Genomic DNA, 20,269 nt, shown 5'->3' with positions numbered 1-20,269 from the left:
GGCAGCCCCTTAAATCCACAACTTCTTGAAGTCACGACCACCAAAGATCAGGTTGACCATTGCGCGGGTCACCATGATGGCTGTGAACATCGAGGTAAAGATCCCGAGGGACATGGTCACTGCGAAGCCCTTGACCGGGCCGGTGCCCATGGCGAAGAGAATCCCGCCCACCAGCAACGTGGTCAGGTTGGCGTCGAGAATCGCGGTGAATGCCCGGCCGAAGCCTTCGTTGATTGCCCGTTGAATCGACATGCCCGCGGCGATCTCTTCACGTATCCGCGAGAAGATCAGCACGTTGGCGTCCACCGCCATACCCATGGTCAACACGATACCGGCGATACCCGGCAGGGTCAGCGTGGCACCCAGCAGCGACATCAGGGCCAGCAGCATCACCATGTTCACCGCCAGCGCGACGGTGGCGATGATGCCGAAGAAGCGGTAGATGGCGATGATGAACAGCGAGACAAACAACATGCCCCACAGCGATGCATCGATACCCTTGGTGATGTTGTCGGCACCCAGGCTCGGGCCAATGGTGCGCTCTTCGGCGAAGTACATCGGCGCGGCCAGACCACCGGCACGCAGCAACAGGGCCAGTTCCGAAGATTCACCCTGGCCGTTCAGGCCGGTGATGCGGAACTGGCTGCCCAGTGGCGACTGAATGGTCGCCAGGCTGATGATCTTTTTCTCTTCCTTGAAGGTCTGCACCGCGACGTCTTTCTCGACGCCGTTGACCACTTGCTTGGTGTAAGTGGTGGTCGGCTTCTGCTCGATGAAGATCACCGCCATGCTGCGACCGACGTTGCTGCGCGTGGCGCGGCTCATCAGTTCGCCGCCGTGGCCGTCGAGGCGAATGTTCACCTGCGGACGACCCTGCTCATCGAAGCCCGCCTGGGCATCGGTCACCTGGTCACCAGTGATGATCAGGCCACGCTCGATCTGCGCCGCCGGACGACCGCCTTCACGGAACTCGAAGCTCTCGGAAGTGGCCTTGGAAGCACCCGGCTCAGCCGCGAGGCGGAATTCCAGGTTGGCGGTCTTGCCGAGGATACGCTTGGCTTCAGCGGTGTCCTGCACGCCCGGCAGCTCAACCACGATGCGGTTGGCGCCCTGGCGCTGCACGATCGGCTCGGCCACACCCAGCTCGTTGACGCGGTTACGCACCGTGGTCAAGTTCTGCTTGATGGAGTATTCGCGGATTTCCGCCAGCTTGGCCGGGGTCATCGCCAGACGCAGCACCGCCTGACCATTGAGGTCGGCCGGCACAATGTCGAAATCGTTGAAGTTCTTGCGGATCAGCGCACGGGCCTGCTCGCGGGTATCTTCATCGCTGAAGCCCAGCTGAATGGCACCGTCGAGCTGCGGCAGGCTGCGATAGCGCAGACGCTCTTTGCGCAGCAAGCTCTTGACGTCGCCTTCGTAGACTTTCAGGCGTGCGTCGAGGGCTTTTTCCATGTCCACTTCCAGCAGGAAGTGCACACCACCGGACAAGTCCAGACCCAGCTTCATCGGATGCGCGCCGAGGTTGCGCAGCCATTGCGGGGTAGTCTGGGCCAAGTTCAGGGCCACGACGTAATCATCGCCCATCGCCTTGCGTACCACGTCCTTGGCCGGCAGCTGGTCTTCAGCCTTGGTCAGACGCAACAGACCGCCCTTGCCACCTTCGGCAACGGTCGCAGCCTTGACGTCGATACCGGAAGCCTTGAGCGCTGCGCTCGCACGGTCCAGATCGGCCTGAGTGACCTGCAAGGCAGTGCTTGCGCCACTGACCTGAATGGCCGGGTCATCCGGGTAGAGATTGGGAGCGGAATAAATCACACCGACCACCAGCACCGCCAGGATCAGTACATATTTCCACAGAGGGTATTTGTTCAGCATCACGCCGCCCGCTTATGACGCGGGGCGCCTTGCGCGCCCCGTCGATTGAATAGAAGTTGTTACTTAGATCGCTTTCAGCGTGCCTTTTGGCAGCGTGGCCGCGATTGCGCCCTTCTGGAACTTCATTTCAACAGTGTCGGACACTTCCAGTACCACGAAGTCATCAGCCACTTTGGTGATCTTGCCAGCGATGCCGCCGGTGGTGACCACTTCATCGCCCTTTTGCAGGCTGCTGAGCAGGTTTTTCTGCTCTTTGGCGCGCTTGGCCTGTGGACGCCAGATCATCAGGTAGAAAATCACCAGGAAGCCGACCAGGAAAATCCACTCGAAACCGCCACCCATAGGGCCGGCAGCAGCAGGTGCAGCCGCGTCAGCCATGGCATTAGAGATAAAAAAGCTCATTTAGCACTCCAGTTGCAAGTATTGAATCTTAGGATCGGAAAACTCAGTCCAAGGGCGGTACAGGCAACCCGCGCTTGGCATAGAAGGCCTCGACGAAGGCGGCCAATGTACCTTGTTGAATAGCCTCGCGCAAACCAGCCATAAGCACCTGGTAATGGCGCAAATTGTGGATGGTATTCAACATGCTACCCAGCATTTCGCCGCACTTGTCCAAATGATGCAGATAAGCGCGGGAGAAGTTCTGGCACGTGTAGCAGTCGCAGGTCGGATCCAGCGGCGAATCATCATGGCGATGGAACGCGTTACGGATCTTCAGCACGCCCGTGTCGATGAACAGATGCCCATTGCGGGCATTACGGGTTGGCATCACGCAATCGAACATGTCCACCCCGCGGCGCACACCCTCAACCAGATCTTCCGGTTTGCCAACGCCCATAAGGTAACGAGGTTTGTCAGCAGGCATCTGGCCCGGCAGGTAATCGAGCACCTTGATCATTTCGTGCTTGGGCTCGCCCACCGACAGACCGCCAATGGCCAGGCCGTCGAAGCCGATCTTGTCGAGGCCTTCGAGGGAGCGCATGCGCAAATCCTGGTGCATGCCGCCCTGCACGATGCCGAACAGTGCCGCCGTGTTATCGGCATGGGCATTCTTCGAGCGCTGGGCCCAGCGCAACGACAGCTCCATGGACACCCGCGCCACATCTTCATCGGCCGGGTACGGCGTGCATTCGTCGAAGATCATCACGATGTCCGAGCCCAGGTCGCGTTGGACCTGCATCGACTCTTCCGGCCCCATGAACACCTTGGAACCGTCCACCGGCGAGGCGAAGGTCACGCCCTCCTCCTTGATCTTGCGCATGGCGCCGAGGCTGAACACCTGGAAACCACCGGAGTCGGTCAGAATCGGCCCTTTCCACTGCATGAAATCGTGCAAGTCACCGTGGGCCTTGATCACTTCCATGCCCGGGCGCAGCCACAGGTGGAACGTGTTGCCGAGGATGATCTCCGCGCCCGTGGCGACGATGTCCCGTGGCAGCATGCCCTTGACCGTGCCGTAGGTGCCCACCGGCATGAACGCGGGGGTTTCCACGGTACCGCGGGGGAAGATCAGACGACCGCGACGAGCCTTGCCATCGGTGGCGAGCAACTCGAAGGACATGCGACAGGTGCGACTCATACTGTTTCCTCGGGTCCGCGTGGCGCGGGGTTACGGGTGATGAACATCGCATCACCGTAGCTGAAAAAGCGGTATCCATGCTCGACGGCGGCCTTGTAGGCGGCCATGGCTTCGGGATAACCGGCGAACGCCGAAACCAGCATCAACAGCGTGGATTCAGGCAAATGAAAGTTGGTGACCAGGGCATCGACCACATGAAACGGCCGACCCGGGTAGATAAAGATGTCGGTGTCGCCACTGAACGGCTTGAGCACGCCATCGCGGGCAGCGCTTTCCAGGGACCGCACGCTGGTGGTCCCCACCGCCACCACCCGCCCACCGCGAGCACGACAGGCCGCCACGGCATCGACCACGTCCTGGCTCACTTCCAGCCATTCGTTGTGCATGTGATGGTCTTCGATACGCTCCACACGCACCGGCTGGAACGTACCGGCGCCGACGTGCAACGTCACGAATGCGGTCTCCACGCCCTTGGCGGCAATCGCCTCCAGCAACGGCTGATCAAAATGCAGCCCCGCCGTCGGCGCCGCCACCGCCCCCAAGCGCTCGGCGTACACGGTCTGATAACGCTCGCGGTCCGAACCTTCGTCCGGGCGGTCTATATAAGGAGGCAACGGCATGTGCCCGACACGGTCGAGCAGCGGCAACACCTCTTCGGCAAATGCCAGCTCGAACAACGCGTCATGCCGCGCCACCATCACCGCCTCGCCACCGCCGTCGATCAAAATCGACGAACCGGGCTTGGGCGACTTGCTCGACCGCACATGGGCCAGCACGCGATGACTGTCCAGCACCCGCTCCACCAGAATCTCCAGCTTGCCGCCGGAGGCTTTCTGGCCAAACAACCGCGCCGGAATCACCCGGGTATTGTTGAACACCATCAAATCGCCCGGGCGCAAATGCTCAAGCAAATCAGTGAATTGACGGTGAGCCATGGCACCGCTGACCCCATCCAGGGTCAACAGTCGACTGGCGCGACGCTCGGCCAGAGGGTGGCGAGCGATCAGCGAATCAGGGAGTTCGAAGGTAAAGTCAGCAACACGCATGATGGGGTTCGTCTAGCAGGGCCGGAAAGTCTAGCGGAAATATCAAAAATTCACCATGAAACGTGATTGACCAACGGTAGTCACCTCTCTATACTTCGCCGCCATTGAGCCCTGATGGCGGAATTGGTAGACGCGGCGGATTCAAAATCCGTTTTCGAAAGGAGTGGGAGTTCGAGTCTCCCTCGGGGCACCATCTTAAAAAAAGACCTTGAAATTCAAGGTCTTTTTTTTCGTCTGTAGGAAAGTGATTGGTCATGGCTAATCACTCCTTTGTGGCGAGGGGAGTTATCCCCGCGGGGCCGCGAAGCGGCCCCAAATACCAAACCTGTGGCAAGGAAGAATCTGTGGCCAGTAAGAACCCGTGGCGAGGGAGCTTGCTCCCGCTTGAGCGCAAAGCGCTCACAAAAATGTCACAGCCCCCACCGATGCTCCGCCTTGCGACGCCCTGTTGATTCACCGCCCCTCCTCACCCGCTGACAAAGGATTTCACCCCATGGAATTGCTGCTGGAAACGGTCGCTCTCTACTCCCTCAAGCTGGCTTATGAGACAGAAGGCCACAGCCCGATTCTGCGGGATGATCCGTTGATGGGCGGGTGTGATCGGGAGGTTTTTGGGTTGTTGGTGCGCAGAGAAGACATCCAAGCTATCCAGGCGAAAGTACAGCACTGCCTGGACTTGGCACTGGAGGCAATTGGGGGAAGTAACACAGCTTTGGGGCGGGAACTCGGACGGTTAGCGACTGACTTCGGCGCTTCCCGAACGGTAGAGGAGCTTCAGGATCCGCTTCTAATTCTTAGGGACTATCTGAAAGATATCCAGTAAACCTGCGGGACCTGGCGCAACCGAACATCTTGGAGAAATACGTTTTGCTGAAATGGATCTCTGCATTTTTTCTTAGAAGTCGCGAAAACGACACGCTGGGCGAGTTAGTGATGGAGAACCGGCGCTTGCGCATGTTCGCCAAGGTCGGCTTCACGGTACTGATCTTCATGCCCATCCTCACCTACTGCTCATGGATAGCCCCGAGGTTTGAGGACGCGGGACTTACCAATCCCGCAGTGCTTGAGGTGATCAATAGCGAAGAGTATCGACAGGCAACCCGGGAGGCCGTTGCTCTGCTCGACCTCTATAACCGAGGGGAGATTGGCCTGGATTCGCTGCATGGTATACAGGGGGTTCACCGAATTGGCGGGGTGACGGTCACTTTCAACCTGCAACTGGTTCCACGAGACGAGCCCAGGCAAGGAGGAGGCAACAAATACAAGCTTGATGGCCAGTACAAAGTGACAGTCGTCATAGGCTATCTGGTTATGTTTCTGACCATCGAATTGTTTCTGGTTGGGATAGCAACCTGCGTCATTTTCCAAAGACCACCAAAAGCGCAGCGCAGGTTTGAGGAACAGATACTACAAGAGCATTTCTCCTTTGATATGCCCGTGCTCCCCGCCCCCCAAGAGCGAGCCGACCAGATCATCGAGCGCATGCTGCAGCGTTTTCACCGTTTTGCGAAAGACCTGGAACACCGCCCGCGCGGCCGAAAGGGAGTTCAGCTCGACGATGAATACGACGTCCAGTTTCTGGTCAACGCGTTGCTAAGATTGCAGTTCGATAACGTAAAGCCTGAAGAGCCGTCCCCGAGCATGGCAGCAGGCGGCACCCGCGCAGACTTCCTCCTGCCTGAACATGGGCTCTTTATTGAACTCAAGATGACGCGCGACGGTATGACCGCAAGATCGCTAGCCGACGAGCTGATCCTGGATATCGCACGCTATCGTGCCCATCCCGAATGCCATGCAATCATTTTCTTCGTTTACGACCCTCGCGGCCTTGTTAAGAACACCATGGCATTGCGAACGGAATTATCGGAGATTGCGGGTGAGCTCCCTGTGAGCCTGATCGTTTCGCCTAGCCATTGAGGAAAGGGCGGCTCGTGAAGATTGCCCTAAATGCTCAAATACACAGGTACGGCGTCACCGCCAGCTCAAGCATGTCCACTAGCTCGGGATCCATGAAGCGATAGTCATCGGGAATATCCAGAACATGCAGCCGCTTGTGCTCAAGCAGCCGAGCGTACTCTGCCCGTAGCCGATGCTCGTGCTTGTGCTCCATTACAAAAATGACATCGGCCCAACGGATATCTGCCGGGCCGATAGTCTTGCGTGCATTGGGGCTGGTACCCGCTGAACGAGCGTCGAAACCGGGACGCCGACGCCAGATCGCCTCTCCGGTTGGACTACGCCATTGGTTACGACTGCAAACGAACAGGAGATTGGTCACTCTTGATCCAACAGTTGACGGGTGGTGCGGATGGGATAACTCATACCGAGCTGACTCGCCCGGTGCAGCTTGTCGGCACGGGTGTACATCAGCTTCCAGTTCTTTTCTGGTTTGAAGTCCTGTGGGCCAATCGCGTCATGCCCTTTGTGCTTGCGGGACTGCGCACGTCTCCAGCTACGGGTTCTTTCCATGGTCACTTCCTCGTGAGTACCGGGTTCAGCAGCCGCGGTAATACGAGTTAGAGAGATGGTAAGCGTGAATTGGGGTTGTGGCTAGTGTGGGCGGTGCTGGATAGCTACGGCTATCGATTCGGGATGCAAGCGTAAAAGAGGGACGGATTATTGCCGGCCAAGGCCAAAGTAAATAAATCCGTCCCCTTTTCTCGTTTACCATCGCGGTAACGATGCTCTTTTCTCTTCAATATTCCTTCAATTTCAACGTTGAAATTTCAGTAAGCTGGGAGAACTGTCGCTACCAAGATCTCGCGGGTTTCCGACCCCGTGCTTACGAGAAAGCGTCAGGGTCCCCAGCTACTCGTAAGGAAGCTCGCCAAATAAACCAATCATCAAATCGTCCTTCAAACTCTTGAAGGGAATCTCTACATAGTCTTTCGCATGCCTAGGTTTTGCTGGCCCATCCCCTGGACCATTTTTGGTATGACCCTTAACGTGTTCCCCGCTCTCTTTGATATAAGGCAAAACTACAAGTCGCCCGTGATTGGTCGAGAGAATGGTGCCTTCACGCCATATTGCTTCACCATCCGCGCTCTCGACTTGGGAGGTCTGCTTCACCTGCCAGCCTACGTCCCCGTCGGGTTCATACCAAAAGACCACACCATTACAAACAAGCATCCTGTCTCCGGCCCGGAGTGCGTCGTCCAACAAACGCTTTACGCTCGCCAGTTGAAGTAACTGGTTAGCTCTCGGTAGAAGAATCTTTCTTATTTGTCCTTTTACCTTTCCCCAATGGTCCCTGTAACTGAGGCCGAAGCCGTTAGCAATCTGAGCACGCAGGGCGAACTCAGCGCCCTTCGTTGATCCATTAAAAGCTACCGTCCATCTGTTATCCCCCAAGTGTTCCATATGGACTCGCGGCGCGACTTGGCAGAGGCTCAGATAAGGCATTTCTTGCAACTTCTGAAATAGTGACTCGCGGAATATCTCAGCACTCGGATGCAAGACTAATTCACTCTTCGACACCCGAGGATGTCTGGAGGATCGCTGCTTTGCTTCCGCCAACATGAGCTTCTCTTCGTTGGCCAAGCGCTGCTTAGCTTGGATTGACTTTACCGCTCTGAGTCTTAACGACTGCCGCATCTCCGGATCGGCAACCATTTCAATTTGACTCAGTAGTTCGATGTTAACGCTTTCCGCGGTGCTCTTCGCGGTACCTTCATCACGGTATACGTCACCCCGAACGTGCCCCTGCTCGGTGGGAACACGCCTCGCCCTCCAGGTAGGTGCGTCTCCTTCTCGGTAGGCAAGCTCGTGCATCTGCCAATAATCGTAATTTGGCTCGAAGCGTGGCCATACAGCCAAAATAAGATCGTGATCCCTCTTTGAATTTCCCCACTTCATCCTTCCGCCCCCACCCCAAATTTTAGGTACTCGAACGAAGATAGTGCGGTAACCTCTAGCCAGCAATGTATCGCCGTAGGCGTTAGCAGTGATCAGCGTGTATCCCTACGTGTATCCCTAGCACCACAATCTTGCTGCAAGCCTTGAATTATATGGAACCCTACAGTCTCCCTCGGGCGCAAAAAAGGCCTTGCTAGGCAAGACCTTTTTTCAATACAGGCGACAAGTAGCACTGCCGCCCTACCTCACCTCAACAATATCCAACGCCCGATTCGCCAACAACTCACTCACCTCAATCACCTGCAAAATCCCCATCGCAACACGCCTTCGCGATCCATCCAGATCAAACGCCAAATCACTGATCATCGCGTTCGCTGAAGCCAGATTCTCACTCAGGTTCGCAAGCAAACATTCAGAATCAACCCCCGGATCAATCCGTAAAATGGAGTCGGACTTCTCAGACTTTTCGCCCTTAGGCTTGGGCTTCAGATAAAAATCCAACGCTCGCGTGGCAGCGTCGTCGATTTTCTTGTTGCGGGCGGATTGGGCGCGGGATACGGGTTCGTCTGCCGGAGGAGGATTTGGAGTAACTTTTGCCATTACCTTGTTTCCTGTAGTTGGAGCCATCACCCGCTCGCGACTAAACGATGGGAGGCAGCTGTACGCAGGTTAGTCGACCGGGGAAACAAGAAACCGGCGCGTCCGAGGACGCCCTGCGCACAGCCACCATCAAGTGCAGGATGGGAATCCTGACTGGATGACGCCTTGCACAACCTGTTTCACCCTGGGCGACTAAACCCGATCACTGATGAGCAGTGACAGGTCCCAAACTACCGACGCAACCCAAGGCGAACAAGCCGGCGGATTCTGGCGTAGTTGTAGGCAAAGGCGCAAGGCGACGTCGGCTGGCGAGTTGCGGTTGCCCAACGACTGACAGCCCCGGCTGACGCTTCAGATTGTTCCGCCCCTCAATAGCCAGCCTTACCTGTTTTGAGGAAACCAGAACAACCACTTCAAGAAACCTCCTACATCGCGCCCCTCTCTTCCCGCGTTAGCGTCTGTCCTGCCTTTACCGGACGAGACTCACTACGTGGCGACACGCAAAAAGGACATCCCCCAGGTTCGAAACCCGCCCGGCGGCGACGGGCATTACGTCACCTATCGGGACATGACGGCCACCGAACTGGCCGAGCACGAAGCCCGACAGCAGGCGTATCAAGCCATGCTTGCCCGGCAGGCGACCTATGAGCAAGAACGCTGGGCCACGGTGGATAAGAAGCCTTTGCCCATCGTGACCGGAAGCGTGTTTGCCAAAAGCTGCAAGCTGCCCAACGGCCTCATCAATTACAGCAACCCCAACGGCTACGTCCCGGCAGATCTGGTCAAGCAGTACGGCGATCTCATGTGGCTCGGCGGCAGGAGCGTCGACTCATCCGGCACCATCCCCCTCAAGCGGATCGGCGCTGGTACGGTTCCCGCTACCTTGGGCAGGCTCGCGCTGGGCGGTTCGGCAACTTCCACGGCTGCAGCTGCCGGCGGCACCATCGGCGCAGCCCTGCTGACAGGCGTCGTCGCCTTGCTCTGGCCCAGCAGCCTGGGTGACAGCGCGCTCTATAGCGAAGACCAGTTACGCAACCTAAAACAGGCCCGCAGCCGCATGCGCCTGAGCATCGAGCAACAGGCCGACGGCAGCCTCAAGGGCTACGGCTTTTACACCGGCCAGAATCGTGATTGGGAAATGGTCGACGTTGTCCAGTTCACCCCACGAGCCGACCAGTTCATCGCCGACTTGGGGGATGGCATCGAACTGATCTGGACGCCGGCAACCAATCCAGCCGACACCCTCGGCATTCCTGTCCTGGAAGCGGCGCCCCAGGCACCTCCTATCTGGATCTATCCGCCTACGCCGATGGTCGACAGCATTATCGTCGATCCGATCTATCCGCCGGAGTACAGGGATTTCATTCTGGTGTTTCCGGCGGAATCGGGGGTTCGGCCGGTTTATGTTGTGTTGAGTACGGCTCATCATGACTACCACCCGAAACCCGATTTTTTACCTGCTTTTCCAGGCGCGAAATGGGCTCCACCCAAAACCCGTGTGAAAGGTGGAGGGTTGCGTCCTCGCTGGAAGGATAATGAGAAAATAATATATGAATGGGATTTTCAGCATGGTGCAGTAGAAAAATATAACAAGCGGGGAAAGCACTTGGGCGAATTCGACCATATTACGGGGGCCCAGACCAAACCAGCCAATCCAGCGAGGTGGATAGAACCATGAAACACAAAATAATGGGCGTGGTTGACGGAGACGATGTCGCCTCGTACGAGAAAACGCTCTGTATTGATACTCAGGCCCTGGCAAAAATAATGAATTGGACCGAAGAAGAAAACTACTTTTACGATTACGAACTGAACATTTCTCAAATTACAGAATTGGAAGACGCGTGCTCAATAGAACTACCCCGGAACCTGTTGCTCTTTTTAACAAGCAGTAACTAATTACAAACAAGACACTAACTGATTTGCATGCATCGCCAAAGGCAGTCCATATGCAATTTCCATTGAGATCATTTGAACTTTTTGTATCTGGCGCCTAATGAAAACACATCCGTGATGACAAAAAAGTAGAGAATGAAGCCCATCGTTGAAATTTTTGACCAGACTACCGAAGAGCTAATACAGACCGTGGAAGTCCCAAGCGTATACATGGACCCATTGGCCGCACTTATGGGTTGGACAAAGCCTGAAGATTTTTGCTTTGTCTACGACCTGTCACCACAGCAGATAAAAACCATAGAAGAGTGGACTCACACAACCATTCATGGTGATAACCGCATCATTCAAATCGTCTGCCTCGAATGACGAACGCGGGCATTTTTGAAAAAGGCCTTGTTAGACAAGATCTTTTTCTTATACCGCTGTAGCTGATTCGCTACCTCACCTCAACAATATCCAAAGCCCGATTCGCCAATAACTCACTCACCTCAATCACCTGCAAAATCCCCAACGCCACATGCCGTCGCGAGCCTTCCAGATCAAACGCCAAATCACTGATCATGGCATTCGCCGAAGCCAGATTCTCACTGAGGTTCGCAAGCAAACACTCAGAATCAACCCCTGGATCAATCCGAAGAATGGAGTCCGACTTGTCAGACGTTTCGCTCTTAGGCTTCAGGTAGTAATCCAACGCTCGCGTAGCAGCGTCATCGATTTTCTTGTTGCGGGCAGACTGAGCACGGGAGACGTGTTCATTCGTATCAGGGGGATTCGGACTATCTTTTGCCATCGTCTTGCTTCCTGTAGTTGGAGCCATCACCCGCTCGCTGCTAAACGATGGGAGGCAGCTGTACGCAGGTTAGCAGACCGGGGAAACAAGAAACCGGCGCGTCCGAGGACGCCCTGCGCACAGCCACCATCAAGTGCAGGATGGGAATCCCGACTGGATGACGCCTTGCACAACCTGTTTCACCGCGAGCTGCTAAACCCGATCACTGATGAGCAGTGATAGGCCCCAAACTACCGACGCAACCCAAGGCGAACAAGCCGGCGGATTCTGGCGTAGTTGTAGGCAACGGCGCAAGGCGCTGTGGGCGGGCGAGCCTTCGTTGCCAGCGTCTGTCAGTCGTTACTGACGGGACGCCAATTCGACTGGCCCAAGCAGATGCTCAATGGTGTTCACTTGAAGCCACCGGAAGGTTCATGGAGAAGGCATCCCGCTGACCGGGCTGACGCTCCAGTGCGAGGTGCCCACAGAAAAGGGCTGCTGCACAGCCCAGCGGGAGCAAGCTCCCTCGCCACGGGTTCGTCGTTTTTACGCGAATGCATCGTGCTCAGATGCCGCTAAGCCCCCTCGCCCTTCTCCGCCGCGTCATCACTGTGCACCACCACCAACAACTGCGCCTGAACCTCGCCCACCGACCGCAGGCGATGGGGCTTCTGCGCATTGAAGTGCAAGGCGTCGCCACGGTTCAGCAGCACCCGCTCGTTCATGAAGTCCACTTCCACCTGGCCCTCGTGCACGAACAGGAATTCCTCCCCGGTGTGTTCCTTGAATGCGTGGTGGGCGGTGAATTCGCTCGCCGGATAGAGGATGAAGGGCAGCAGGCTGCGCTCGGACACCTGGTGGGCCAGGACCGCGTATTCGGAGCTGCCGCTGCTCGCCGCCAGCGATTGACGGTCTTCGCTGCGCACCAGGCTGTAGCTGTCGAGGGCGACGTTTTCTTCGGAAAACAATTCCTCGACTTTCACGTGCAACGCCTTGGCGAGCTTGAGCGCCGTGGCAATGGAGGGCGTGCTCAAGCCCCGCTCCACCTTGGACAGGTAGCTCTTGGTCATCCCGGTTTTCTCGGCCAAGACATCCAGTGTCACCCCGAGTTTTTTCCTGAGCAATTTCAAACGAATGGACATAGGGAACCATCATTTCCAAAGAAACGGACAATCTTCGATTGCAAATGACACTTTGTGTCATATAGTATTTTTTGTGTCACGAGCACACCTTTTCTCGGGCTTCCATGACGCGGATCAAGATCAACCAAAGAACGAATCGGGAGAGCTGATATGAGCAAGACCCTGACGACACCCAAGGACCAGCTGGTCCAGCATGCCGTTAACCAGATGCAGAAGACCCTGCCGGATAATACGTGGACTGTACGACAAAAGCTGGCCCTGACCTGCCGCATCCTGTTCGAAAACGGCCACGACTCCGGCCTGGCCGGGCAGATTACCGCGCGCGGGCCGCAGCCCGGCACTTACTACACCCAGCAACTGGGTCTGGGTTTCGACGAGATCACCGCCGGCAATCTGTTGTTGATCAACGAGGACCTGGAGGTGCTGGAGGGCCACGGCATCCCCAACCCGGCCAACCGCTTTCACACCTGGGTCTACCGCGCCCGGCCGGATGTGAATTGCATCATCCACACCCACCCTACCCACATCGCCGCGCTGTCGATGCTGGAAGTGCCGTTGCAGATTTCCCACATGGACCTCTGCCCGCTCTACGAGGACTGCGCGTTCCTGGAGGGCTGGCCGGGCGTGCCGGTGGGCAACGAGGAAGGCGAATTGATCGCCGGCGCCCTGGGTGACAAGCGCGCCATCCTGCTTTCCCACCACGGCCAGTTGTCCACCGGCGCCACCGTGGAAGAAGCCTGCAACATCGCCCAACTGATCGAACGCGCCGCCAAGCTGCAATTGCTGGCGATGGCCGCCGGCGAGGTGAAACCGATCCTGCCGCACCTGGGCCGCGAAGCCCACGACTGGATCGCCCGCCCCAAGCGTCACGCCGCCGCCTTCAACTACTACGCCCGGCAGAACCTGCGCCAACACGCCGATTGCCTGAACTGAACCCATTAGGAGCGAAGCCATGTCTACCCCCAACATCCACGGCATCATCGGTTACACCATCACGCCCTTTTCCGCCGACGGCCAAAGCTTGGACCTGGATGCACTGGGCCAGTCCATCGACCGCTTGATCGACAGCGGCGTCCACGCCATCGCGCCCTTGGGCAGCACCGGCGAAGGCGCCTACCTGAGCGATGCGGAGTGGGACCAGGTCAGCGCGTTCAGCATTGCCCGCGTCGCCGGCCGCGTGCCGACGGTGGTCAGCGTGTCTGACCTGACCACCGCCAAGGCGGTACGCCGCGCGCGTTTCGCCCAGGCCCAGGGCGCCGATGCGGTGATGGTGTTGCCGGCCTCTTACTGGAAGCTGAGCGAGGCGGAAATCCTTGCGCACTACCAGGCCATCGGCGCCAGCATCGACCTGCCCATCATGCTTTACAACAACCCCGCCACCAGCGGCATCGACATGTCGGTGGAGCTGATCCTGCGGATTTTCAACGCCGTGGAGAACGTCACCATGGTCAAGGAAAGCACCGGCGACATTCAGCGCATGCACAAGCTGCAACTGCTCGGCGAAGGTCAGGTGCCGTTCTACAACGGCTGCAACCCACTGGCGCTGGAAGCTTTCGCGGCTGGGGCCAAGGGCTGGTGCACCGCCGCGCCGAACCTCATCCCGCAGCTCAACCTCGACCTGTACGCAGCCGTGTTGGCCAACGACCTGAACCAGGCCCGGGCGTTGTTCTATCGTCAATTGCCACTGCTGGATTTCATCCTCAAGGGAGGCTTGCCCGCCACCATCAAGGCCGGTTTGCGCACCCTCGGCCTGGAGGTCGGCGACCCGCGCCTACCGATCTTCCCACTCGACGAGGCGCGCAATAGCCAACTGCAGACGATGTTGAAGCAACTGCGCTGATCCGCCCACGGCGCCCCTTGCGACCGGACCTGGACCTCAACCTGTTCGGTCGCAATTGCCATGTGGGACCTGGCCGCGCCGTGGACGTCGGCCTATTCTGACGCTGCCCCCTCTTCCGCAGGCATGCCCCCATGATCCAATGCAAACGAGCCTATGAAGCAGCGAGCGCTGAGGATGGCGTGCGGGTTTTGGTGGACCGTCTATGGCCGCGCAACTGTCGCAAGGACAAACTCCCCATCGCGCAGTGGCTGCCGGAGGTTGCGCCGTCCCATGAGTTGCGCAAGGCGTTCAAGGCCGGGGCGGTTTCGTTCGAGCAGTTCAAAGTGGCCTATCGCAAGGAGTTGGCTGCGCAACCGCAGTATTGGTGGAAGCTGGTGGATGTTGCCCAGGGCGGCAACCTCACCTTGGTGTACGCCGCCAAATCCACAGTCGAGAACAATGCCGTGGTGTTGGCTGAATGGTTGGAGGATGAGGTGGAGAAGCGCGCGGAAGGGAGTTCGCCTGCGTGCTATTTAGCTGATTTTCCAAACGAGTGATATAAGCCCCGGAGTGTCTGCCCTCACGTCTTGCGCCGAATTCGGCCTAAGTCGATACGTATCTCAACTCGTGGATAAGGTATAAGAAGAGCCCGCATGAACGCGTACAAAGGACTGAAATGTGAGCGCAATTCAATCATGGTTGGATAGGCTGAAGAACAAGCAGATACCCCAGTCCTCCTGGGCCGAGCATCGGCGCAACGAGGCGCTGGAACTGCTCGCGCACGCGGGGACTGACGCGACTTGGATAGAACTCAGTAACCACTACAACGGTTTCGTTCGGGAAGTCGCTGTCAGAGAACTATGCAGCCATCCCTCTCCTGAAGCGTTAGTCGCTTTGATGGACCGGTTGAATGATTGGGTCCCGCAAATCCGTGATTTAGCCACGGCAGGCCTGGAGCATTACCTGTCCCCCTCCCACGTCGAAGCATTGCTGTTCGCGGTTGAGCCCCTCATCGCTTTGGCTGCGCGTCGACGAGCCGACCATGGCAAGACTCTGCAAGCTGCTCGTGCTGTTTTGCAATCGTCCGTTATCCGAGAAACGGTCCACGCGAACTTCCTGACGCGAAAAGGTAAGGCTGCCCGCTATTTGTTCGAGCTTTTGCTTGAGAGTGATCCCGCCCCAGAGGCGCTTCTACGCAGCGCCCTTGCCCATCGTGAAGTGACGGTACGGTTGATAGCCGTGCCTGCGTGTCAGGCGTTGCCGGTCGCCCAAGCTCGGCTGTTGCTGCTCGAAGCCCTGTCGCAACCCAGCGCCAAGTTCCGCGTTTGCGTGCTACGTGCGTTGCTCCCTTTGATTGACGATCAGCGGTCTGTTTTATGTGAGGCATTGCTTGATGCATCGCCCTCAATCCGTAACCTGGCGCGTTGGGCTGCGCCAAGCAGCAACGTCGATGCACCTACGGTCCTAGCTGACCGATTGAAGCAGGATTTGCCTACCAGAAAGCGGGATTGGCTAGGTGTGCTTGGCCTTGCAGCGGATCTCGACATCGAGCTGGAACCGCAGTGGCAAAAAGAAGCGCTGTCTTCTCCTTTTTCAACTGTGAGGCATGCTGCTATTAGCGTGGTGTCCGATAGCCAACTGTCAGAGCTGCTAGGAGCGCTTGATGATTCATCAGACAAAGTTTTTACTGCAGCAATCGCTCGCCTGAACAAGCAACCGTGGGCGTTGGTGAAAGCTGGGTTAGACGCCAAACTAGATCGGGATTGGCATGAGCTTTCGGAAATGCGCCGAAGCTCGATACTCAAGCTGCAGCCGCTATGGCAGCAGGTTGCGTACCTGCTCGCTCGGCTGGACGCAGAGCCTGCTGCGCAAGCATTTTGGCTTCGTCGATTGAACACGTGGTGCGAACGTCAATATCTGATGGTCGATCCCGTCACGCCCAAGGCCGAGCGAGCCGAACTTGCGGAGCGACTCCGAGCGTTGGCCGCCCGCAGCCTTATCGATAGCAACAACGTTGCACGTGTTGTTTAAGCACGATTGCACAAAGTGAATTGACCGTAAGCGCCGGGGCCCCGGGCTGGATTGCCATATGGGGAAAAGGGACAGGTTTATTTTCGGACAAAAAAGTCCGCCCCTTTCAGCCCCGCAGCGCCGAACAAGTCGCATGTTATAAATTTCTGCGCCAGTCTTTATCACCCACCTATTTGGGATCATCCACTCCAGTATCGTTGGCCTGCCACTCACGGTTCTTTTCCAGATTATTCATCAGCACTAGATTATCCCGGGCATACTCACTACCATAATCTGAAACTGCCTTATCAAAATTTTCTTTTGCCTTATCACCCTGATTGCTATACATATAAATCAACCCTAAGTTATTAAGCGCCGCCTCCGCTACTTTGGGGTCTAGTTCATCCTTCTTCTTGATAGCGGTCTCAATATCAACAATAGCGCCTTGAGTGTCGCCATTTAAAAATTTCACCCAGCCTATCGAATTATAAATTGACGCATCTGGAATATTCCTATGCTCCTTGATTTCTTTGGCCTGCTCAAAATAGTCTATTGATTGCTTATAATCCCCGTCGAAAGCCGTTGCCTTCCCCAGGGCAGAGTAACCAGAGTAGCTTTCCGGGTTTGATTTGACATACGCCTCTAGCTCTCCTTTTGCAGAGGAATAGCCCTTCTCAGAAATAGTTGCTTTAATCTCAACAGGCAGTTCCGACACTGCATCAGCCGCATGAAGAATGGGGATAAAAACAACGCCTATCACGGCGACTAGAGCTCTCATTGACCAAACCCTCCAACCGGGGACACGCGCTGTAAAAGAGCCTTATTTTTTTCACTCAAGTCTGCCAATACGTTCACAAGCCGCTCAATACCAACCCTGATGTTGTCCTTGTCGTAACCTTCAATTTCAGCAAAACCCTCGACAACATCCACCTTCTTTTTTCCATGACTGATAAGTACAAGACTCTCATAGTTCTTAAGCTGTTCGGGCCAAGGTGAAGGTGTCACCATAACCTTGGCCACGGTTTGGTGCGGCGCGGACGTAAAGATCTGCGCACCGACGCCTATTGCGAACAAGACGACGCAAAGACACATGAACAATTTCACGGACCCCATAATTCCGCCCAAATTGACACCAGGTACCGCATTGGCATCCAAGGCTTTATGAATAAGTCTATACGTCAAGTAGGCCATGGCTATGGCCGCCCCGTGAAATCCAACTTTTATTACGTCAAGCACAATTGGGTTCATACGACCCTCCTGCTAAGGAAAACTTTGACGAGGCTGAAAAAACAGCGGAAAACATCAACTATTTTTGCGCCATTCATTTGCAAATCGAATGATGCTGGTGCGACATAACGACAATAGATAATGGACGGCACTCTGTCCAACCCCCTGAGCCAAAGTTTTTTGAGCTGGCACATAAAAATTTATAAACCTATAGCCGTACAGATTCGGAAAGTTGAAGAGATCCCTGCTGTTACCGTCAAATAGGATGCCGGGATTGGCTTTGCCCATGACATGTCTGCCGTTGTCGTAGTCAGCGCCCGTCGTGTGCTGTATCCCCACTATATGATTCCGCTATAAGGCACGAATTAAATGGAGCCACGAGTCTCCCTCAGGCCGAAAAAACTTGCTGCCCTATCTCACCTGATCAATTTCTAGCATCCGGTACGTCCGAGGACACCCTGCGCACAGCCATCATCGAATGCAGAATGGAAGTCCTGCTGGATGACGCCTTGCACAACCTGCTTCACCCAGCGCCTCCGCTTATAGCCAAACGTTACGAAAGCCGATTAGACAAGCGAAGCGGCACGGCTATAGTCAGGGTGCCATCGCTCTGAATGGATCCGATTTTCCACGCTGTGGATCCTGCTGGAGGGAATAAACCTACAAACAGTTCATCTCATGTCTGAGAGAAATGAGCTCGGGCAAAGGACTCCCCATGGCCCTGGTCGACCCTAGAAATAATGATTACGACGTGAACAAACTTCAAAGCGCGAGCATTATTGGCCATGTGACGCCAAACACTGCGCGCATTTGGATTCGTGTCTATAAGTCAGGGGTATGGAACCTGGTCTGGTCGAAAAAAACTATCGAGGGGGATCTGGTAAAGCTCGATGGAAAACCCCTGGTAGACTTTCTAAAAGCTTTCGACTGCGCTTATGAGTCGCACCTGTTCAGCCGGGATGACGACCTGACCCATACATTTGATCTTGAAGGTTTGGATCAAGATACCGCCTACTACTATTATCTAATGACCGACGAGACGGATGGTTCGGATAACTTTCGTAGAACCGAAATCGGCTGCCACAAGTCCCTTAGCTTCAAAACCATGGCCGACGCAATGCCTGATTTCAGTTTTGGATTCTACAGCTGCCATGACCCATTCAACGCAAATGGCAGCTATGGTGCATGGCCTCTCTTTCTCGAAAGAATGAACACTGCAACCGCCAGGTTTTCTATAGGCGGCGGTGATCAGGTGTATGTGGACTGCCAAAAGAGTAAATACTTCCCAGACATCTGGGAGTGGTTAAAAGATAACAAGGACGACCTGATAGCCGAGAGTTCCACCAATGGAAAGCTCGACACAAAAAAACTGGACGCCTACTTACTAGATTTATATCGCTGGTACTATCGGGTGTACTGGAAGTTTCCACACATGCAGGAAGCGTTTTCGAAATTCCCGCAATACATGATTTGGGACGACCATGAAATCATGGATGGCTGGGGGTCTCGTACTGACGCAGAGAGGCTGGCCATAATCTCCAGGTATTTCAAACGTGATGACAAAGCTACGGACAGAAAGCTAGTCAATTCGATGTGGACAGCTGCACGCACGGCCTACTTTGAATACGCCCACAGTCACAACCCCAAAACCGGCACCTCTAAGAACTCATTGAAGACCCCTGACTCATGCATTTGGGATTACAGCTTTGACAAGGGCGGCGTTCCCTTCTACATGCTTGACCTGCGCGGGCATCACGACGTTGAGAGCCCCGAAAAGAAAAATTTTCTCCTAGGCACGAAACAAGTCGAAAGATTCGAAGCGTGGTTGAAAAAAAGCGAGCGCGCCTCCTCGCCTATCTTATTTGTGGTCAGCCCTGTGCCCTTTGTGCACTGGAAATCCGTCGTACTGACCGTAGGCTCTTGGATGGATTCAGCGAAAGATGACTGTATGGATGAATGGGACCATAGCAGCAATCATACAGAGCGAAATCGTCTGCTTGACTATATCTTCCAGGCGCTGGACAAAAGCGGTAAGACGCTCGTATTCATTAGTGGCGATGTCCACTGTGCCGCCGCCTTTCGGCTAAGTCATAACAAATATCGTAAAACCAGTATTTATCAAATCACCTCAAGCGCTATTTCTCGCATGCCAGCCGGCCAATTTGCAGGCGGCGGTATTGCAAACTCTGGAAAGATTAGCGGCCACGACTCTATTTATTTTGAACATCTGTTTAGTCATTCGGAAGATAAGAATTTCGCGATTTTTCATGTAAAGGGTGGCGCTTCAGCCTCTGTGGACCTGTGCTGGCCTGGTGGCACGCAAGGAGAGGCGGTGGTGAAGACACTCCGACTTCGATAGCCGAATCGAGCCTTGTGGGGAAATGGTTTGCCGCGGTTTTCTGGCAACGGGTAAAGCCCAGTTCCTGCACGGCAGTCGTCAGCGAGAGC

The 20,269-nt window shown here is 55.8% G+C and carries 22 protein-coding genes and 1 tRNA gene; 11 read left to right on the top strand and 12 right to left on the bottom strand.

Annotated elements, in window-relative coordinates; all coding sequences use genetic code 11:
* Positions 1 to 9: 9 nt before the first annotated feature.
* The 4 genes from secD to queA all read right to left on the bottom strand — a co-directional run bounded on the left by secD (position 10) and on the right by queA (position 4,503).
* Positions 10 to 1,878, bottom strand: a complete 1,869-nt coding sequence (gene secD, locus ACWNZ1_RS19675) for a protein translocase subunit SecD (protein ID WP_256452208.1) — start codon at positions 1,876 to 1,878, stop codon at positions 10 to 12.
* A gap of 63 nt (positions 1,879 to 1,941) precedes the next feature.
* Positions 1,942 to 2,280 (bottom strand): preprotein translocase subunit YajC, encoded by a 339-nt coding sequence (gene yajC / locus ACWNZ1_RS19670; protein ID WP_007916913.1) that lies wholly within the window; start codon positions 2,278 to 2,280, stop codon positions 1,942 to 1,944.
* Between the two features lie 43 nt (positions 2,281 to 2,323).
* A complete protein-coding gene (gene tgt, locus ACWNZ1_RS19665) occupies positions 2,324 to 3,439 on the bottom strand; it encodes a tRNA guanosine(34) transglycosylase Tgt (protein ID WP_256454371.1) in 1,116 nt (371 codons plus the stop codon).
* Between the two features lie 14 nt (positions 3,440 to 3,453).
* Positions 3,454 to 4,503 (bottom strand): tRNA preQ1(34) S-adenosylmethionine ribosyltransferase-isomerase QueA, encoded by a 1,050-nt coding sequence (gene queA / locus ACWNZ1_RS19660; protein WP_135843821.1) that lies wholly within the window; start codon positions 4,501 to 4,503, stop codon positions 3,454 to 3,456.
* A 108-nt stretch (positions 4,504 to 4,611) separates the two neighbouring features.
* Here queA and ACWNZ1_RS19655 point away from each other — a divergent pair.
* From ACWNZ1_RS19655 to ACWNZ1_RS19645, 3 genes are all read left to right on the top strand, one after another.
* Positions 4,612 to 4,696, top strand: a tRNA-Leu gene (locus ACWNZ1_RS19655).
* A 300-nt stretch (positions 4,697 to 4,996) separates the two neighbouring features.
* On the top strand, positions 4,997 to 5,326 hold the full coding sequence (locus ACWNZ1_RS19650; protein WP_265072743.1) for a hypothetical protein: 330 nt from the start codon (positions 4,997 to 4,999) through the stop codon (positions 5,324 to 5,326).
* Between the two features lie 44 nt (positions 5,327 to 5,370).
* On the top strand, positions 5,371 to 6,420 hold the full coding sequence (locus ACWNZ1_RS19645; protein ID WP_265072742.1) for a PD-(D/E)XK nuclease domain-containing protein: 1,050 nt from the start codon (positions 5,371 to 5,373) through the stop codon (positions 6,418 to 6,420).
* A gap of 34 nt (positions 6,421 to 6,454) precedes the next feature.
* On the opposite strand, the gene ACWNZ1_RS19640 is transcribed toward ACWNZ1_RS19645, so the two are convergent.
* The 4 genes from ACWNZ1_RS19640 to ACWNZ1_RS19625 all read right to left on the bottom strand — a co-directional run bounded on the left by ACWNZ1_RS19640 (position 6,455) and on the right by ACWNZ1_RS19625 (position 8,958).
* Positions 6,455 to 6,781, bottom strand: coding sequence for a low molecular weight protein tyrosine phosphatase family protein (locus ACWNZ1_RS19640; protein WP_265072741.1), 327 nt, complete (start codon positions 6,779 to 6,781; stop codon positions 6,455 to 6,457).
* A complete protein-coding gene (locus ACWNZ1_RS19635; RefSeq protein ID WP_456027816.1) occupies positions 6,778 to 6,972 on the bottom strand; it encodes a hypothetical protein in 195 nt (64 codons plus the stop codon). The genes ACWNZ1_RS19640 and ACWNZ1_RS19635 overlap by 4 nt, the downstream gene beginning before the upstream one ends.
* A gap of 339 nt (positions 6,973 to 7,311) precedes the next feature.
* On the bottom strand, positions 7,312 to 8,358 hold the full coding sequence (locus ACWNZ1_RS19630) for a hypothetical protein (RefSeq protein WP_456027815.1): 1,047 nt from the start codon (positions 8,356 to 8,358) through the stop codon (positions 7,312 to 7,314).
* Between the two features lie 240 nt (positions 8,359 to 8,598).
* Positions 8,599 to 8,958: a DUF6124 family protein gene (locus tag ACWNZ1_RS19625; protein WP_456027814.1), complete on the bottom strand. Its 360-nt coding sequence runs from the start codon at positions 8,956 to 8,958 to the stop codon at positions 8,599 to 8,601.
* 490 nt (positions 8,959 to 9,448) lie between these two features.
* On the opposite strand from ACWNZ1_RS19625, the gene ACWNZ1_RS19620 reads away from it, so the two are divergent.
* The 3 genes from ACWNZ1_RS19620 to ACWNZ1_RS19610 all read left to right on the top strand — a co-directional run bounded on the left by ACWNZ1_RS19620 (position 9,449) and on the right by ACWNZ1_RS19610 (position 11,220).
* The gene (locus ACWNZ1_RS19620; protein ID WP_456027813.1) at positions 9,449 to 10,636 is read left to right on the top strand and encodes a colicin E3/pyocin S6 family cytotoxin; all 1,188 of its coding nucleotides are present in this window, start codon (positions 9,449 to 9,451) and stop codon (positions 10,634 to 10,636) included.
* Positions 10,633 to 10,857, top strand: a complete 225-nt coding sequence (locus tag ACWNZ1_RS19615; protein WP_280944707.1) for a hypothetical protein — start codon at positions 10,633 to 10,635, stop codon at positions 10,855 to 10,857. The genes ACWNZ1_RS19620 and ACWNZ1_RS19615 overlap by 4 nt, the downstream gene beginning before the upstream one ends.
* Positions 10,858 to 10,989: 132 nt before the next feature.
* Positions 10,990 to 11,220: a DUF7683 domain-containing protein gene (locus ACWNZ1_RS19610; RefSeq protein ID WP_280944706.1), complete on the top strand. Its 231-nt coding sequence runs from the start codon at positions 10,990 to 10,992 to the stop codon at positions 11,218 to 11,220.
* A gap of 70 nt (positions 11,221 to 11,290) precedes the next feature.
* Here ACWNZ1_RS19610 and ACWNZ1_RS19605 read toward each other — a convergent pair whose 3' ends face one another.
* Both ACWNZ1_RS19605 and ACWNZ1_RS19600 read right to left on the bottom strand, forming a co-directional pair.
* Positions 11,291 to 11,644 (bottom strand): DUF6124 family protein, encoded by a 354-nt coding sequence (locus ACWNZ1_RS19605; RefSeq protein WP_456027812.1) that lies wholly within the window; start codon positions 11,642 to 11,644, stop codon positions 11,291 to 11,293.
* Positions 11,645 to 12,198: 554 nt separating this feature from the next.
* Positions 12,199 to 12,765: a helix-turn-helix domain-containing protein gene (locus tag ACWNZ1_RS19600; protein WP_456027811.1), complete on the bottom strand. Its 567-nt coding sequence runs from the start codon at positions 12,763 to 12,765 to the stop codon at positions 12,199 to 12,201.
* Positions 12,766 to 12,915: 150 nt separating this feature from the next.
* Here ACWNZ1_RS19600 and ACWNZ1_RS19595 point away from each other — a divergent pair, with 150 nt between their 5' ends.
* From ACWNZ1_RS19595 to ACWNZ1_RS19580, 4 genes are all read left to right on the top strand, one after another.
* Complete coding sequence (locus tag ACWNZ1_RS19595; protein ID WP_456027810.1) at positions 12,916 to 13,698, top strand: aldolase; 783 nt, start codon at positions 12,916 to 12,918, stop codon at positions 13,696 to 13,698.
* Between the two features lie 19 nt (positions 13,699 to 13,717).
* Positions 13,718 to 14,605 carry a dihydrodipicolinate synthase family protein gene (locus ACWNZ1_RS19590; RefSeq protein WP_456027809.1) on the top strand — a complete coding sequence of 296 codons (888 nt, stop codon included), beginning with the start codon at positions 13,718 to 13,720 and terminating at the stop codon, positions 14,603 to 14,605.
* Positions 14,606 to 14,736: 131 nt separating this feature from the next.
* Positions 14,737 to 15,141, top strand: a complete 405-nt coding sequence (locus tag ACWNZ1_RS19585) for a DUF488 domain-containing protein (protein WP_265072730.1) — start codon at positions 14,737 to 14,739, stop codon at positions 15,139 to 15,141.
* Between the two features lie 121 nt (positions 15,142 to 15,262).
* Positions 15,263 to 16,615 (top strand): HEAT repeat domain-containing protein, encoded by a 1,353-nt coding sequence (locus tag ACWNZ1_RS19580; protein ID WP_256454308.1) that lies wholly within the window; start codon positions 15,263 to 15,265, stop codon positions 16,613 to 16,615.
* A gap of 169 nt (positions 16,616 to 16,784) precedes the next feature.
* On the opposite strand, the gene ACWNZ1_RS19575 is transcribed toward ACWNZ1_RS19580, so the two are convergent.
* Both ACWNZ1_RS19575 and ACWNZ1_RS19570 read right to left on the bottom strand, forming a co-directional pair.
* Positions 16,785 to 17,372 carry a tetratricopeptide repeat protein gene (locus tag ACWNZ1_RS19575; RefSeq protein WP_256454307.1) on the bottom strand — a complete coding sequence of 196 codons (588 nt, stop codon included), beginning with the start codon at positions 17,370 to 17,372 and terminating at the stop codon, positions 16,785 to 16,787.
* Positions 17,369 to 17,842 carry a hypothetical protein gene (locus ACWNZ1_RS19570; RefSeq protein ID WP_256454306.1) on the bottom strand — a complete coding sequence of 158 codons (474 nt, stop codon included), beginning with the start codon at positions 17,840 to 17,842 and terminating at the stop codon, positions 17,369 to 17,371. The genes ACWNZ1_RS19575 and ACWNZ1_RS19570 overlap by 4 nt, the downstream gene beginning before the upstream one ends.
* 694 nt (positions 17,843 to 18,536) lie before the next feature.
* Between ACWNZ1_RS19570 and ACWNZ1_RS19565 the strand changes: the two genes are divergently transcribed.
* Positions 18,537 to 20,180, top strand: coding sequence for an alkaline phosphatase D family protein (locus ACWNZ1_RS19565; protein WP_256454305.1), 1,644 nt, complete (start codon positions 18,537 to 18,539; stop codon positions 20,178 to 20,180).
* Positions 20,181 to 20,269: the final 89 nt, after the last annotated feature.

It is taken from the genome of Pseudomonas sp. CFBP 5748 (assembly GCF_053850495.1).
The sequence above is the reverse complement of the archived record's forward strand: the minus strand, read 5'-3'. Positions and strand labels throughout refer to the sequence as shown.